We start from the raw sequence: 15,184 nt of genomic DNA, 5'->3' as shown, positions 1-15,184 counted from the left end.
GGCTGCCCACCGAGCGGGATCTCGCCGCGCAGCTGGGCATCTCGCGCAGCTCGATGCGGGAGGCGATCCGGGCGCTGACGGTCCTGGTCCTGACCTCGCTCGCCGCCCGCCTGCGCCCCTGCGTGGACGGGAGCCGGCTGGAACTGACCCTGACCGCCGAGGGCGACGGGGCGCTGCGCGTCGCCCTGAGCGGGCCTGAGCCGTGGCAGCACACCCTGGTCTGTTCCTCGCCCCTGCCCCGGCCCCTCCCCCGGCCCGCCGACCTGGACGGCGCCGCGCTCGCCGAGGCGGTGCTGCGGGCCGACGAGGACGTGGCCGCCGTGCTGGCGAGCCTGGACGAGACCGAGGAACTGGTCCGGTTCCACCGGGAGGAGCTGCACCAGACCAACCAGGGAGTGCTGGCGTTGCACGCCGAACTGGAGGCGGCCGCGCTGGCCCAGCGCGAACTGCTGGACGCCGAGCGGGCCGCACGCGCCGAGGCGGAGAACGCCCGGCGGCTGCTGACCTTCCTCGCCAACGCCAGCGCCGCTCTCAACGCCTCGCTCGACCACGAGGACATCCTGCGCCGGCTGCCCCGGCTGCTCGTCCCGGCGTACGCCCGGCACGTCGACATCTGGCTGGTCGACGACGAGGGGACGCCGACGGGCGGTCGGGCGGCGGCCACGGTGACGCCGGCCCGCACCGGGCGCCCGCAGCACGCCGGGCCGCACCCCGCGGGCCTCCCGGGCGTGGACGACCTGCCGGCCTCGGCCCTGTGCCCGGACCGGCCGCTGCTGTGCCTGCCGCTCGGCGCGCGCACCGCGCAGGGTGTGCTGACGCTGTCCGCACCGGGCGACCACTTCGACCCGGACACCACCGTGATGCTGCTGGAGCTGGCCCGGCGGGCGGGCATCGCGCTGGACAACGCCCGCCAGTACGAGCAGCACCGGGACGTCGCCGAGGAACTGCAGCGCGCCCAGCTGACCGAACTGCCCGGCACCCCGGGCCTGGCGCTGGCGGCGCGTTATCTGCCGGCGACGCACGGCCTGAACATCGGCGGCGACTGGTACGACGCGTTCCCGCAGCCCGACGGCAGTGTGCTGGCGGTGATAGGGGACGTCACGGGGCACGGGCTGCGCGCGGCGGTGATCATGGGACAGTTGCGCACCGCCCTGCGCGCGTACGCCGTCGAGGGCAACGGGCCCGCGCAGATCCTCACGCTGCTGCACCGGATGCTGCGCCATCAGCAGCCGGAGCTGTACGCGACCTGTGCGATCGCCCGGTTCACGCCCGGCGTCCCGGGTGTGGTGTGGTCGGGCGCCGGGCATCCGCCCGCGGTCGCGCGCGGCCCGGAGGGCGAGGTGCGGGTCCTGGAGGCGAAGCCGGGGATCATGCTCGGGGTCCCGGTGCCGTACGAGTACGAGGAGCACACCGTGGAGTTGCCGGCGGGCTCCACGCTCGCGCTCTACACGGACGGCCTGGTGGAGCGGCGGTCCGCCGGGATCGACGCGGGCATCGACCGGCTCGCGCAGGCCATGGGCGCGCTCGGCGCGGCGGACCTGGAGGACCTGGACGGGGCCGCCGACTCGCTGCTGAAGCCGATGCTGCACGACTCCGAACACGACGACGACATCTGCCTGTTGCTCTGTCGCACCCCGGCGTCCTGAACCGCCGTCCCGCCGGCCCCGCGACGGGGTCCGGCGGCACGGACGGCGTCACTGCGAGGTGCAGATGTTTCCAGCGGCGGGGTTCAGCAGCCCGATGAGGTCGATGCTGTCGCCACACACGTTGACCGGGATGTCGATCGGGACCTGGATCACGTTGCCGGAGAGGACACCCGGGCTGTTGCTGGCGGTGCCGGTCGTCGGGGTCGGGTCGGCCGCCTGGGCGGTCGCCGTGCCTCCCAGCGCGATGAAGCCTGCGAGAAGGGCCGTTGTGGCGATGCTGCGAATGCGCATTGATCTGCCTCACTGGTTGACGGAGGGTCGCGTCCATCACATCCGCCCGGTGCGCGCTTCGCCTCTCCGGTTACGCCGACGGGGTGGCCCCCGTCGGAGGGAACCACCCCGGGATCGCCGTCGGCCGCCGGACCCCTCGCTCAGGCGGCGGAGGGGAAGCGTTCCCAGACCCGGTGCGCGGCCAGGAGTCGGGTGAGTTGCTGCAGGACGGCCGTGGCGTCGTCGCCGGAGATCACCCCGGGGGCGTCGAGCGGGATGCCGGCCGCCTCCAGCGCGGCGTCCCCGCCCTTGGCGGCGCCGATGGCCTTGCCGTGCCGGTACGCCTCCGCCAGCAGCAGCCCCACCCGGGGGTCGGGGGTGCCCTGCTGCGTCGTGGGCAGACCGGCCTTGGCGTCGCGGGCGCCGAAGGCGTCGGCGCCGACCCCGGGGGTACCGGCCACCAGCAGGGCGTCGTACTCCACGGACCGCGCGGTGGCATAGGTCCGCTGGACGGCCAGGGCGTCCGGTCCCGAGCCGAGGGTGCCGCCGGTGGGTGCGACGATCAGCGGGACCATGCCGCCGTCCAGCACCTCCTGGCGCACGGCCCGCACGCCGTCGAGGTCGCCGTCGGGGCCGGTGATGATGCCGATGACGCGGCCGTCGGTGGGCCAGGTGCGCCCGACCTGGGAGAGGGCGGGGCTCGGTGCGACGTCGGCGAGGGGCACGGTGGGCTCGGGGGCGGGCAGGCCGAGGCCGGCGGCGACGGCCGTGCACAGCTCCGGGTCGATGTTGGCCAGGACCTGCAACCCCCGTTCCCTGATGGCCTGTTCGTAGCACTTTCCGAGTTCGAAGCTGTAGGCGCCGATGATGTGCTCGCGTTCCACCGGGCTCATGCTGAGCCAGAACCGGCGCGCCTGGCTGAAGTGGTCGTCGAACGACGCCGGCGCCTCGCGGACCTTGGTCGCCTCGGGCACGCGCACGGGCGCCTCGACGTACGCGCCCTTGTCGGCGCCCGCCGTGAACGGGCAGCCGCCGTCGAGGGAGTTGGGGCGGTAGGGGGCCACGCCCCGGTGCACGGCCGTCTGGTGGAAGCTGTCCCGCAGCATGTCGTTGACGGGGGCGTGCGGCCGGTTGATCGGGATCTGCGCGAAGTTGGGCCCGCCGAGGCGCGTGATCTGGGTGTCCAGGTAGGAGAAGAGCCGCCCGGACAGCAGCGGGTCGTCGGTGATGTCGATGCCCGCGACGAGGTGGCCGGGGTGGAAGGCGACCTGCTCGGTCTCGGCGAAGAAGTTGGTGGGGTTGCGGTTGAGGGTGAGCAGCCCGATCGGCTGCACGGGGGCCAGTTCCTCGGGGACGATGTTCGTCGGGTCCAGCAGGTCGATGCCCTCGAAGGTCTGGTCGGGGGTGTCGGGGAAGGTCTGGATGCCGAACTCCCACTCCGGGTACGCGCCCGCCTCGATGGCGTCGGCGAGGTCCCGCCGGTGGAAGTCCGGGTCGACGCCGTTGAGGATCTGGGCCTCCTCCCACACCAGGGAGTGCACGCCCAGCTTCGGCTTCCAGTGGAACTTCACCAGGGTCGTCCCGCCCGCGGCGTCGACCAGGCGGAAGGTGTGGATGCCGAAGCCCTCCATGGTGCGGAAGGAGCGCGGGATGCCCCGGTCGGACATGTTCCACAGGGTGTGGTGGGTGGCCTCGGTGTGCAGGGTGACGAAGTCCCAGAAGGTGTCATGGGCGCTCTGCGCCTGCGGGATCTCCCGGTCCGGGTGCGGCTTGGCGGCGTGCACGACGTCCGGGAACTTGATGGCGTCCTGGATGAAGAACACCGGGATGTTGTTGCCCACGAGGTCGTAGACGCCCTCGCTGGTGTAGAACTTCGTCGCGAAGCCTCGGGTGTCCCGGACGGTGTCGGCGGAGCCGCGGGAGCCGAGGACCGTCGAGAAACGCACGAACACCGGGGTCTCGACGTCCTCGGCGAGGAAGGCCGCCTTGGTCACGCTCGCCGCCGTGCCGTAGCTGCGGAAGACGCCGTGCGCCGCGGCGCCGCGGGCGTGGACCACACGCTCGGGGATGCGTTCGTGGTCGAAGTGCATCACCTTCTCGCGCAGGTGGTGGTCCTGCAGGAGCACCGGGCCGCGCGGACCCGCCTTCAGGGAGTGGTCCGTGTCGTAGAGCCGGGTGCCCTGCGCGTTGGTCAGATAGCTGCCGCTCTGCGCCATCCGCGCCTGGTCGGCGCCGGTCGGCTGGCCGGTCGGCGAGACGGTGTCCGGGCCGGTCTGGTCGGGCTTCGGGGGCAGCGGTTCCCGGGCCTCGGTCGGCTCCGCGACCGGCGGCGACTCGGGGCCCGGCTTGCCGGGGATGCCCTCCTCGGGGCCCGCGTTCTCACCCTGCAGGGCGCCCGCCACCTTGTCCGCCGCTCGCTTCAGAGGGTTCGTCTCGCTCATCACTACCATTCCTTCGCTGGTCACGGGGGCGGGCCCGGCACGGCGAGGGGAGGTCTGCGATGTGCGGTGGCCACGCCCGGGGCATACGGCCGACAACGTTCATCAGTTCGGGTGAAATCCGAATAAAAGGGGTCGGTCAAGTCCCTGTACCGAGGTCCCCGGGCCGGGGCGTCCGAAACCGGGAATCGGGGGATTTCCCGGCCGGGGTGAAGTCGGGCCGTCTCCCATAGAGTTGCCGGGACAGCTGGCCCGCCGGACGCACTGGTCCGGGCCCGGAGACCGGTCGGGCAGGGCCAAGTGCCCCCTGCCGGGGGTGCCTTCGTCAGGGGCCGCCTTCTTGACCCGGAGGGATCGGGCGAGCACCTGGCCACCCGCACAGGACACCCTAGGTGCTGCCCGGCGTCCCCGCAGTTCGGGACCGGCCGGTCAGGCGCGCGCCACCACCCGCAGGGTCCGGAGCGAGGGGTCCGCCGCGTCCGGGATCAGGAAGCCGTGCGCCACACCGCTGCGCAGGTAGTCCAGCACCTCAGCCGTGATCACTTCCCCGGGCGCGATGACGGGCACGCCGGGCGGACAGGGGCTCACGGTCTCGGCGGCGACGCGGCCGGCGGCCCGTTCGACGGACACGTGTTCGGCGGGCCCGAAGAAGGCGTCGCGGGGCAGGACCGCCTGTTCGAGTTCCAGCACGTGGGGCTCGGACAGGTGCACGGGCGGCCGCCGTTCGATCGAGTCGGCGTGCTCCACGAGGGAGCGCAGGGACTCCACGAGGACCTTCTCGGTCTCGTCGTCGTCGGCGTGGGTGATGGAGGCGCTCATCCGGCAGGTGTCGGAGCCGCCGGCGTCGACGTGCCGGTGTGCCCGCAGCCATTCGGTGGCCTGCATGCCGCTGATGCCGAGTTCCCGTACGTCGACGACGATCTTCATCGGGTCGAGCTCGGCGGCCAGCCCCTCCTCGACGACCTCGCCGCCCATCACGCGCAGCCCCGGCAGTTCCCCCAGCACGGCCCGGATCCGCTCGGCCCGGTGCCGGGCGGCGTCCAGGAGTTCGCGGCCCTGCTCGGCCATCTGGCGCCCCCACCCGTCCAGCGCGCCGTACACCAGGGTGGAGGCGCTGGTGGTGCCGAGCAGGTCCTCGCGCTGTTTGAGCACCTCCGGCGCCACCCGGTCGTGCTGGAGGTGGAAGACCGAGCTCTGCTCGATGGCGCCGCCCATCTTGTGGACGCTGGTGACCACCAGGTCGGCGTCGGCGTCCATGCCCCAGGCCGGCAGGTCCGGGTGGAAGGGCAGATGGGCGCCCCGGGCCTCGTCCACGATGAGCGGCACGTCCACGGCGTGGCAGGCGTCGGCCACTCCCCGGATGTCGGCGCAGGTGCCCCAGTCGGTGGGCGTGATCAGCAGCATGCCCTTGGCGTCGGGGTGCTCGCGCAGCCGGCGTCGTACGTCGTCGGGCTCGGGCGGATGCGCGAGATGCCGTTCGGTGTCGAACGTCGGCGAGACCCAGATCGGCACCACGCCGCGCCGTGCGTCCGGTCAGCCGAGCCGGCCGCACCGTTCCGTCGGCTCGGCCTTCTGGCCGCCGGTGTCGGTGTGGGTCCCGCGGGCGTGCTCCATGGCGGCGGGCAGCGCCCGGCGGATCACCTCGGGCAGCCGGCCGCAGGCCGGCCACCGCACCAGGCAGTGCGCCACATCGCGCAGTTTGACGTTGGTGTGCTGCGACACGTGCTTGAGGACTTCCCAGCCCTGCTCGGGACGCAGGCCGCCTATCGTGATGACGACGCCGATCGCCTGGTCGACCAGGGCGTGCGAGACCACGGCCCGCCTCAGGTGGGTCACCTCGTCCCGGAGCTCCGTCACCTGCTCCGCCCGCTCGTCAGGTCCGATCATGCGAATCACCTTGCGCGGCGTGGCCCCGCGGCGACAGCCAGTAGGCGAAAATCCGGGTAAGACGCCGTACAGAGAACGAAAAGTACCTGGTCAGAGCGGCCTTGGACGGGTGATTCCGGGGCAACTGGGGACCATGGAAAAGCTCGCCTTCGACAGTGACGATCTGGCGCTCACGGAGGACTTCCTCAGCCGCGCCTACGCCAGGATGCGCATCGGCAGCGGCGGATCCGGACCGAGCCGCGCGCGGATCCGCCGCACCGGGATCCCTCCGGTGAGCGTCGACGAGATCGTCCTGGACTTCGAGATGAGCTACTCGGTCACCCCGCTGGGCAGGATCTGTCTGTGCCTCGTCCACGAGGGGACGGTGCGGGACCACGGCTTCCAGGGCGTCGAGGACTCCTTCGGCCCCGGGGACATGGTGCTGTTCGCACCGCCGGACCTGCCGTACGCGGGCCGGATCTGCAACGCCCGCTACAACATCACGATGCTCGACCCGGAACTGCTCGGCCAGGTGGCCGCAGGTCCCGACGACGCCCGGCCGGTCCGGCTGACCGGTCACCGGCCGCGCTCGGCGGCCGCCGCCCGGCAGCTCAGCGGCACCATCACCCATCTGCGTGACCATGTGCTGTCCGATCCCGAGATCGCGGACCAGCCGCTGATCGCCGCCACGGCGGCACAGCACCTCGCGGCGAGTGTCCTGCACGCGTTTCCGAACACGGCCCTGACCGAGCCCACCGGGGCGGATCGCAACGACGCGCATCCGGCGATGCTGCGCCGTGCGCTCGCCTACATCGACGACCACGCCGACCAGCCGGTCACGGTCGCGGACATCGCCGCGGCGGCCCATGTGACGGTCCGCGCCCTGCAGTACGCCTTCCGCCGTCACCTGGAGACGACACCGCTCGCCCATCTGCGCCGGGTGCGTCTCGCGCACGTCCACCACGACCTGGTGGCCGCCGATCCGGGCAGCGGAGCCACGGTCACCGCGATCGCCGCCCGCTGGGGCTTCCACCATCCGGGCCGCTTCGCGGCTCTCTACCGCGCCTGTTACGGACGGGCTCCCCACGAGACCCTGTCCGCCGGCTGAAAAGTCCCGGCCGCGGGTAGGCCCGATCAGGTCGGAGGCCATGGAAGAGAGAGGACCTGGTCCGTTCTGTGGGCGTTGGGGGCACTGCTCCGGGCCTCTGAGCCCGGGTTCAGAGTCTGCGCCAGCGCGCGACGCACCACGAGAAGACGCCGAACGCGGCCAGCCCGAGGGCGATCGCGGCGAGCAGCCATGGGCCGGCCGGCAGATCGCGGAACGCGCGCAGCGTGTTGTCCACGCCCTTCGCCTCGCCGGGCTGGTGCCGGACGGCCGCGACGACGGCGAACACTCCGGCGACGGCGAAGACGAGGCCGCGCGCCGCGCCGCCGGTCACACCGAACAGGTCGGTGAACCGCCTGGCGCCCGGCGACATGTCACCCGTCCGCAGATCCTCCCGGAACTGCTTGCGCAGGGCCTGGATCGACACCCGCAGCCCGAGGACCACCACGGCGACACCGGCGATGCCCACGAGCCACTGGCCGCCCGGCCACCCCAACGCCGTGCCGGTGACATCCTCCGTGCGCCGGTCGGAGGACCCGCTGCCGCTGCCCCGGTCCCCCGCCGCGTAGGACAGGACCGAGTAGGACGCGAAGACGTAGAAGACGCACCGCCAGGCTGCCACGACACGCGCGGACGGTTTCCGGCCGTCCGGTCCCGCGCCGCCGAACACCGCCTCCGACAGCCGCCAGAGCGCCATGCCCACAAGCGCCAGGCCCACGATCCAGAGCAACGCCGACCCGAACGGCTTTCCGGCCAACTCCCTGAGAGCGCCGCCGCGATCGGCCTGCTGCCGGCCCCCGCTCCGGCCGAAGGCGATCTGCAGGGCGATCACGCCCACCAGAACGTAGATCAGTCCGAGAGCGGCATAGCCCGCCCGGGCAGCCACGGCCACCGCCGTGCTGCGCGCCGCGCGGCGGGCCTGGCCACGCCCCCGCAGTGCCCATGACTGTGCATCCATATAACGCCGGTGCCCCGGCCGCCGCTCCCGACACCTCGCGACGGCCCGGACAATGGCTGCCGGTTCAGACGGCGAGCGCGGGCGTGTGGCCGAACGTGGGTACCAGGCTCGGGTCGTTGAACGCCGTGATACGGGCGATGCGAGCGCCGATCAGGGTCAGGACCTGGACGCCGTACGCCTCGTACCGGCCGTCACCGGTGTGCTTGTGGACGACGAGGGCGGGCTGGCCGTTGGCGTGGGTGGGCACCATCCGCCACAGGTCCCGGTGGAGCACCCGGCCGGCCAGGAATCCGATGACGGCCCGTCGGCCGGTGAACCAGGTCGGGATCGGCGGCATCTCCATCTCGACGTCGGCCCGCAGCAGCTTGACCAGTGCGTCGGGGTCGGCTCGGGTGAACGCGTCGACGTAGTCGTCGAGGAGGGTTCGCCGGGTCCGCTCGTCGGGCTCGGCCAGATCGTCCTCGACCGGTCCGGCCTCGGCCAGACGGGCCCGCGCACGGCGCAGCGCGCTGTCGACGGCCGCGCTCGTCGTGTCCAGCATCTCGGCCACCTCGGTGGTCCGGAACGCCAGCACGTCGCGCAACGTCAGCACGGCCCGCTGCCTGGCGGACAGGAACTGGAGTGCGGCGATGAAGGCGAGCCGCACTCCCGTCCTCCTGGCCGCGATCGCCGCCGGGTCGTCGGCGCCGACCAGGGCGTCCGGCGCCGGCTGGAGCCATGCCACCGACGGCTCCCGGGCGGCGACGGCCACCCGGTGATCGTCCGAGGGCGCGCCCAGTCCCGACGGCAGCGGCCGCCGGGAGCGTGTCTCCAGCGCCGTCAGGCAGGCTCTGGTGGCGATCATGTAGAGCCACCGCCGCACCGAGGAACGGCCCTCGAACCGGTCGAACCCGCGCCATGCCCGCAGGTAGGTCTCCTGCACCAGGTCCTCGGCGTCGTGGATCGAGCCGAGCATCCGGTAGCAGTGCGCGAGCAGCTCCGGCCGGAACGGCTCGGCCAGGGCGGTGAACTCTGCGTCCGGCGGCTTCACGGCTTCTCCCAGGGTGCGGTGTGGTCCACTGTAGGCGGCGGCTCAGTCGATCGGACGCAGTCCCGCGCCGCTGACCTGGTACTCCGGGCCGCTGCCGGGGTCGCCGGCGATTTCCACGACGGCCTTGGCGACCTGGTCCGCGGTGAGGACCGGCTGCAGGCCCTCGACGAAGGTGTCCCGGTCGACGCCCTGGCGCGCGGCGTAGCCCGCGACCCCGACCGAGCCGACTCCGCCCGCCGGGGTCAGGCTCGGCAGCAGCGCGTGGAACCGGATGCCGAGGCCGGCCCGCCTCGCCTCGTCGGCCGCGTACCCGCGGAGGTACCGGACGGCGGCCTTGGCGCCGGCGTATCCGCCGCTGAGCGGGGAGCCGCCGAGGGCGGCTCCGCTGGACATCGCGAGGACCACGCTGCCCGGCGCCAGGGGCTCGCGCAGCGCCGCCCGCGTCCAGGTGAAGACGTGCCGGGTGTCGACCTCCCAGTTGCGGCTGAAGGTTTCCCAGGTCTGCTCGTGCAGCGGCGCCATGTGCGGCGCTGCCCCGGCGTTCAGGACGAGCAGGCGGGGACGGTGCGTGCGGATGACGTCCAGCGTGAGGGCTTCGTCGGTGGCATCGCCGGCGACGGGTGTGAAGCGCTCGCCGAGTTCGTCGCGTACGGCGTGCAGTTCCCGCTCGTCACGGGCGATGCCGATGACGGAGGTGCCCGCGGCCACGAGCGCGGCTGCGATCGCGCGCCCGAAGCCGCGGCTGGCACCGGTGACGACGGCGGTCTGGAAGGTTTCGGACATCGGATACTCCGAAGTGGTGGTCGGGTTCGGTCCGTATCAAGACCAGCCACAGGGGAGAAATCCGTCGCCGAGGAGGGGACGCGCTCAGATTCGCGGCGAGAGAGGCATCCGCCGGGGCGTGCGACCGCCGACGGGCGCCGCCCGGGCCCCGGGGCAACGCCGACGCCTCTTCGGAAACAGTGCGCTGAGCGTCGCGGCACGAGCCCGGGTGCGTACGCGGTTGCGCCCGCGGGGTCCGGAGGGACCTCGCGGGCGCGACGGCGATCAGTGGGTTCAGTGGGTGGTGAGCATGCCCTCGCGCAGCCGGGCGAGGGTGCGGGACAGCAGCCGGGAGACGTGCATCTGGGAGACGCCGAGGCGCTCGCCGATCTGGGCCTGGGTCATCTCCTCCACGAACCGCATGTGGATGATCTGCCGGTCGCGTTCGCCGAGTTCGGCGATCAGCGGCGCGAGGGCGTGGAAGTCCTCCACGAGTTCCAGGGCGGCGTCCTCGGTGCCGATGAAGTCCTGCAGCGCCGCCTCGCCGTCCTCGCTGCCGCCGATCGTGGCGTCCAGGGAGGAGGAGTTGTAGCCGTTGGCCGCCAGGCGGGCCTCGCACACCTCTTCCTCGGGCAGGCTCATCAGCTCCGACAGCTCCTTGACCGTCGGGGTACGGCCCAGACGGCTGCGGAGCTCCTCCGTGGCGCGGGCCAGCTGGACGCGCGCTTCCTGGAGCCGGCGCGGCACGTGCACGGCCCAGGTGGTGTCGCGGAAGAACCGCTTGATCTCCCCGACGATGTACGGGATGGCGAAGGAGGTGAACTCCACCTCCCGGGACAGCTCGAAACGGTCGATCGCCTTGATCAGCCCGATCATGCCGACCTGGACGATGTCCTCCATCTCCTCCGGCCCACGGCTGCGGAACCGGCCGGCCGCGAAGCGGACCAGGGACATGTTCATCTCGATCAGCGTGTTGCGGGCGTAGCTGTACTCGGGCGTGCCCTCCTCCAGCACCGCCAGCTGGTCGAAGAACAGCCTGGACAGCTCGCGGGCGTCCTTGGGCGGCACCTGGGCCGGGTCGGCGACTTCGGGCAGCTCGCTGGTCCGCGTGTCCGTAGCCGCTGTCCTCGTGAGCGCCATGGTGTTTCCCCTCCCAAGTTCGAAACCGAATACCGCCGGCCTCAATGGGCCGACGATCCGCCGCCTACCCCCTCATCCTGCACGTATGCGCACACCCTCTCCACAGCCTGCCACCCGGCCCCGGCGATGGGCAGCGGGTACGGGGTCCGGTCAGGGTGAGAAGGGTGCGGCGGCCGTCCGCGGGGTCCGGGGCGGCCCGCGGGAGTTCGCGCTCCCTCAGACGCTGGACCGGCGTGGAGACGTGGCTCTGGGCGAAGCCGGTAGCCGTCCGGCGGTGCGTCCCGGGGCCTGAGGGGGTCCGGTCCCGGGACGCGGAGCGGGCTACGGGAAGGACGTCACCTTGGACGGGACGGTACTGGTCCCCGAGGTGGGGGCGCCCGTGGTGTCGACGACGTGGGCGTACTGGCCGTTGCCGCCGAGGGAGATCACCAGCAGGTCGTGCATCCTGATGCCGCCGCCCACCGGGACCTGGAAGCCGTTGGACTGCACGATCGACGGATCGGCGGTGTAGTTGCAGTAACTGCCCAGGCCCCAGGCCTCGTGCGTGGTGACCGAGTCGGCGACCTTGTAGGCCGCGTAGCCGACGACGCCGTCGTGGGTGACGGCGGCGGCGTTCGGGGCGTCGTACGCCTTCTCGTTCTGGAAGAAGATCGTCCGGCCGCGCTCGCCGTTCCAGTACACGTCGTACTTGTTGAAGTGCTCGACGAACAGGCCGGTGGCGAGGACGTCGGCGCCGTTCACCCGCAGGCCGTAGTCGGCGCGGTTGGTGTCCCAGCCGACTCCGCTGCCGTGGTCGGCCCGCCAGATCCAGGTGTGGTCGATGATCGCGTCGTTGCTGTCGACCACCACCGAGTTGGTGGCGAGACCGGGTCCCGCGCCGCCGATGCGGACGAAGACGTCCTGCATGGTGGTGGGGTCCGCGGAGTGGTCGGCGGTGGAGCCGGGCCGGCCGATCCGCAGCAGAGTGTCGGAGTTGACGGGCCCGGCGTCGATCAGGAAGCCGGCGAGCCGCACCCCGTCGACGTCGGCCACGTGCATCGCGTCGACGCCGTTGTCCGGCACGAGCGTGGCGAGGCCGAGTCCGAGCACGACGGTGTCGGGACGCGTGACGTCGATGGTGCGGTCGAGGTGGTAGATTCCGGGCGTGAACAGGAGGTTGAGGCCCTGGGCGAGGGCTGCGTCGATGGTGGCGGCGGTCGCGCCCGGCTTGACGACGTAGAACTGGTCGAGCGGGAGGGACGTGCCCGCGTTCGCCGGCCAGGAGACACCGCGGGCGTTCGTGCGCCTGGCCGGCACGAACACCTTGTAGGTGGAGCCGTCCAGGTAGAGGAAGGGCTTCTCCCGGGAGACGGGGGTGGTGTCCAGCGTGGTGTACGGGCCGCTGTCGAAATCGGTCGCCGGGGCGCCCTGGACGCCGGAGAAGGTCATGTTCCACACGCCGTTGGTCCAGCCGCCGACCGAGCTGTCGCGGGTGTACCACTGCTGCTGGGAGTACGGGCCGACCGTGCCGTCGATCCTGGAGTCCGCGATGTAGCCGCCGGAGGCCCAGCCGTAGCCGTTCGGGGCGAGGTTGAGACCGCCCTGGACGTGGATACGGCGGAAGGGCGCGGCCTGGGCGACGGCCCAGCGGTCGGTGCCGTTCGACGGCTTGATGGCGAGGTTCTCCGCCGAACGCCAGAAGTTCTGCGTGGCGTTGCCGTTGAACCAGCCCGCGTCGACGGTGACGTCGCCGTTGATCTGGGTGTCGTCGGGGTTCGGACCGAGCCCGGAGATCGAGGTGTAGAAGCCGATCTGGGCGTTGATGCCGTTGTAGGTGCCGGGCTTGAGCAGGAACTGGTAGCGGCCGGTGCCGAACTGGGCCGACTCCTGCTGGGCGAAGACGTCGTCGAACCTCTGCTGGAGGTTCGGGGTGGAGGGGTCGACGACGATGACGTTCGGGCCGAGGTCGCCGCCGCCCTGGATCGGCGGGGTCCCGGTGATGCCGGTGTGGACGGCGACCTCCCACAGCGAGTATCCGTAGCCGGTGCCGCGGGCGGTGCCGTAGATCCGTACGTACCGTCCGGAGCCGCTGACGTCGTAGGACGCCGTGCCGCCGGTCGCGCCCGTGACGCTCTTGAGCGTGCTCCAGTTCTGGCCGTCGGAGGATGCCTGGATCTGGAAGTCCTTGCCGTACGCGGTCTCCCACCGCAGGTCGACCCCGCACAGGTCCTGGACGGAGCCGAGGTCGACCTGGAGCCACTGCGGGTCGGCGGCCTGGCTGGACCAGCGGGTCGCGCTGTCGCCGTCGAAGGCTGCGGAGGCGGGGGTGCCGGCGTTCTCGGTGGAGGACGCCGAGGCGGGCCTGCCCTGGGCGGCGTCGGCCGTGCCGCAGGTGGGCTGTGTGGCGCCGGTGCTGCCGAACACCTGGAACTCCCAGAGGGAGTAGCCCCATTGGGTCGCCCGGTGCACGCCGAGCATCCGGACGTAGCGGCCCTGCCCGGACACGTCGAGGGTGTCGGTGCCGCCGTCTCCGCCGGTGACGGACTTCAGGTCGGTCCAGGTGGTGCCGTCCTGCGACATCTGGACCTTGTAGTCCTTGCCGTAGGCGGTCTCCCAGTCGAGGACGACGCGGGTGACGGAGGCGGTGGCCCCGAGGTCCACCTGGAGCCACTGGTCGTCGGTGGCGGCGGAGGACCACCGGGTGCCCGTGTCGCCGTCGACGGCGTCGGCTGCGGTGGTGCCGTAGTTCTCCTCGGAGGACGCGGTGGCCGTCTTCCCCTGGGACAGGGGGGTTTCGGCCGCGGCGGCCCGGGTGGGGGTGAGGGGAAGGGCGATCAGCGCTGCCATGGCGGCTAGCGCGACACCCAGGGATCTCGGTCTCATGCGGCGGCTCCCTGCGGCTGTGGGGTCAGGTCACTCACCAAGTCGCCTATCCTACGACTTAGTTCATGCTTTGATTTAAGTGGTGAGCCATCGGGCCCACAAGACTTCGGAAGCCGAAACCTTCGGTGCGCGTACGCGCTACGCCTCAACTCCGGGCTTCGGCCTGGCCTTTGATCATCCTCAGGAGCGCGGCATGGGTCTCCGGATCGGCCGCGGCGATCAGGCCGCCGGCACCTGTGTGCACCGGCTCGCCGTACAGACCGGTCACCGTGCAGCCCGCGGCCCGGCACAGGGCGATGCCCGCCGCGAAGTGCACGCTGTCGCTGAGGTCGCCGTCGGTGACGTAGGCGGCGCGGCGCCCGGCCGCGACCCAGGCGACGGCGAGGGTGCTGGAGATCACCCGGGGCCGGAACCGCTCGGCGAAGCCGGGGTCGGCCAGGAGCAAGGCCGCCCGGAAACCGGGGGCGTTGGGGAACGGCGGGTCGAGGTTGACGTCCACCAGCGCGGACTCGGCCGAGGGCATCAGCTCCTCGTCGCCGCCGTCCGTGCGCAGCCGGGCCCGCGTGCCGTCGGTCCAGAAGACCTCCCCGCCGAACGGGTCGGCCGTCGCCGCGGCGGTGACCTCCCGGCCCACGCGCAGCGCCACGTTCACCCCGACGAGCATGGTCCGCACGGCGTAGTTGAGGGTGCCGCACAGCGGGTCGACGAGCCAGCGGCGGTGGGCGTCGGCGGCGCCGGTGCCGCCGGTCTCCTCTCCCGTCACGGCGTCGTCCGGGCGCGCGGCGCGCAGCACGTCCAGGACGGCCCGCTCGGCGGCGACGTCCGCCTCCGTCGCGAAGTCGCCGGCGGACTTGGCGTAGCGCGCGAGTCCACGGCCGTACAGGTCGCGGACCACGGCCGCGCCCGCCCGCGCCGCCGTCACGGCGAGGTGCGCGTCGGACTCCCCGTTGGTGATCGACATGGACGCAGCATAGCCATGACTCGATGACGTGCCACGGGAGTTGGGGACGCCCGGGCCCACGCGTGGCGGTGGGTCTTGCCGCAGTCGGTCCCGGCCCATATCCGGCTCATCGTGCTCCAGCTCGTCGTGCGTGCAGTACGTACCAC

General features: G+C 72.3%; 12 protein-coding genes. 2 read left to right on the top strand and 10 right to left on the bottom strand.

The window, feature by feature from the left end:
* Window positions 1-38 precede the first annotated feature (38 nt).
* Window positions 39-1,646, top strand: a complete 1,608-nt coding sequence (locus tag ACWEN3_RS24830; protein ID WP_452974959.1) for a PP2C family protein-serine/threonine phosphatase — start codon at window positions 39-41, stop codon at window positions 1,644-1,646.
* Window positions 1,647-1,694: 48 nt separating this feature from the next.
* On the opposite strand, the gene ACWEN3_RS24825 is transcribed toward ACWEN3_RS24830, so the two are convergent.
* The 4 genes from ACWEN3_RS24825 to ACWEN3_RS24810 all read right to left on the bottom strand — a co-directional run bounded on the left by ACWEN3_RS24825 (window position 1,695) and on the right by ACWEN3_RS24810 (window position 6,241).
* On the bottom strand, window positions 1,695-1,937 hold the full coding sequence (locus ACWEN3_RS24825) for a chaplin (RefSeq protein ID WP_452974956.1): 243 nt from the start codon (window positions 1,935-1,937) through the stop codon (window positions 1,695-1,697).
* A gap of 140 nt (window positions 1,938-2,077) precedes the next feature.
* Complete coding sequence (locus ACWEN3_RS24820; RefSeq protein WP_452974953.1) at window positions 2,078-4,357, bottom strand: catalase; 2,280 nt, start codon at window positions 4,355-4,357, stop codon at window positions 2,078-2,080.
* Between the two features lie 426 nt (window positions 4,358-4,783).
* Window positions 4,784-5,869: an aminotransferase class I/II-fold pyridoxal phosphate-dependent enzyme gene (locus ACWEN3_RS24815; RefSeq protein WP_452974950.1), complete on the bottom strand. Its 1,086-nt coding sequence runs from the start codon at window positions 5,867-5,869 to the stop codon at window positions 4,784-4,786.
* 18 nt (window positions 5,870-5,887) lie between these two features.
* A complete protein-coding gene (locus ACWEN3_RS24810) occupies window positions 5,888-6,241 on the bottom strand; it encodes an ANTAR domain-containing protein (protein WP_452974948.1) in 354 nt (117 codons plus the stop codon).
* 133 nt (window positions 6,242-6,374) lie between these two features.
* Here ACWEN3_RS24810 and ACWEN3_RS24805 point away from each other — a divergent pair, with 133 nt between their 5' ends.
* Window positions 6,375-7,328, top strand: a complete 954-nt coding sequence (locus tag ACWEN3_RS24805) for a helix-turn-helix domain-containing protein (RefSeq protein WP_452974945.1) — start codon at window positions 6,375-6,377, stop codon at window positions 7,326-7,328.
* Between the two features lie 109 nt (window positions 7,329-7,437).
* Here the strand turns inward: ACWEN3_RS24805 and ACWEN3_RS24800 are convergent, their stop codons facing one another.
* The 6 genes from ACWEN3_RS24800 to ACWEN3_RS24775 all read right to left on the bottom strand — a co-directional run bounded on the left by ACWEN3_RS24800 (window position 7,438) and on the right by ACWEN3_RS24775 (window position 15,038).
* Window positions 7,438-8,283 (bottom strand): DUF1206 domain-containing protein, encoded by an 846-nt coding sequence (locus ACWEN3_RS24800; RefSeq protein WP_452974942.1) that lies wholly within the window; start codon window positions 8,281-8,283, stop codon window positions 7,438-7,440.
* Between the two features lie 64 nt (window positions 8,284-8,347).
* Window positions 8,348-9,313 (bottom strand): RNA polymerase subunit sigma-70, encoded by a 966-nt coding sequence (locus ACWEN3_RS24795; protein WP_452974939.1) that lies wholly within the window; start codon window positions 9,311-9,313, stop codon window positions 8,348-8,350.
* A 42-nt stretch (window positions 9,314-9,355) separates the two neighbouring features.
* On the bottom strand, window positions 9,356-10,096 hold the full coding sequence (locus ACWEN3_RS24790; RefSeq protein ID WP_452974936.1) for an SDR family oxidoreductase: 741 nt from the start codon (window positions 10,094-10,096) through the stop codon (window positions 9,356-9,358).
* A 273-nt stretch (window positions 10,097-10,369) separates the two neighbouring features.
* Window positions 10,370-11,215: an RNA polymerase sigma factor SigF gene (locus tag ACWEN3_RS24785; protein WP_452974933.1), complete on the bottom strand. Its 846-nt coding sequence runs from the start codon at window positions 11,213-11,215 to the stop codon at window positions 10,370-10,372.
* Window positions 11,216-11,536: 321 nt separating this feature from the next.
* Entirely contained in the window at window positions 11,537-14,077 is a 2,541-nt protein-coding gene (locus ACWEN3_RS24780) for a discoidin domain-containing protein (protein WP_452974930.1), read from the bottom strand.
* A gap of 145 nt (window positions 14,078-14,222) precedes the next feature.
* Window positions 14,223-15,038: an inositol monophosphatase family protein gene (locus ACWEN3_RS24775; protein WP_452974927.1), complete on the bottom strand. Its 816-nt coding sequence runs from the start codon at window positions 15,036-15,038 to the stop codon at window positions 14,223-14,225.
* Window positions 15,039-15,184 lie beyond the last annotated feature (146 nt).

It is taken from the genome of Streptomyces sp. NPDC004561 (assembly GCF_053602155.1).
The sequence above is the reverse complement of the archived record's forward strand: the minus strand, read 5'-3'. Positions and strand labels throughout refer to the sequence as shown.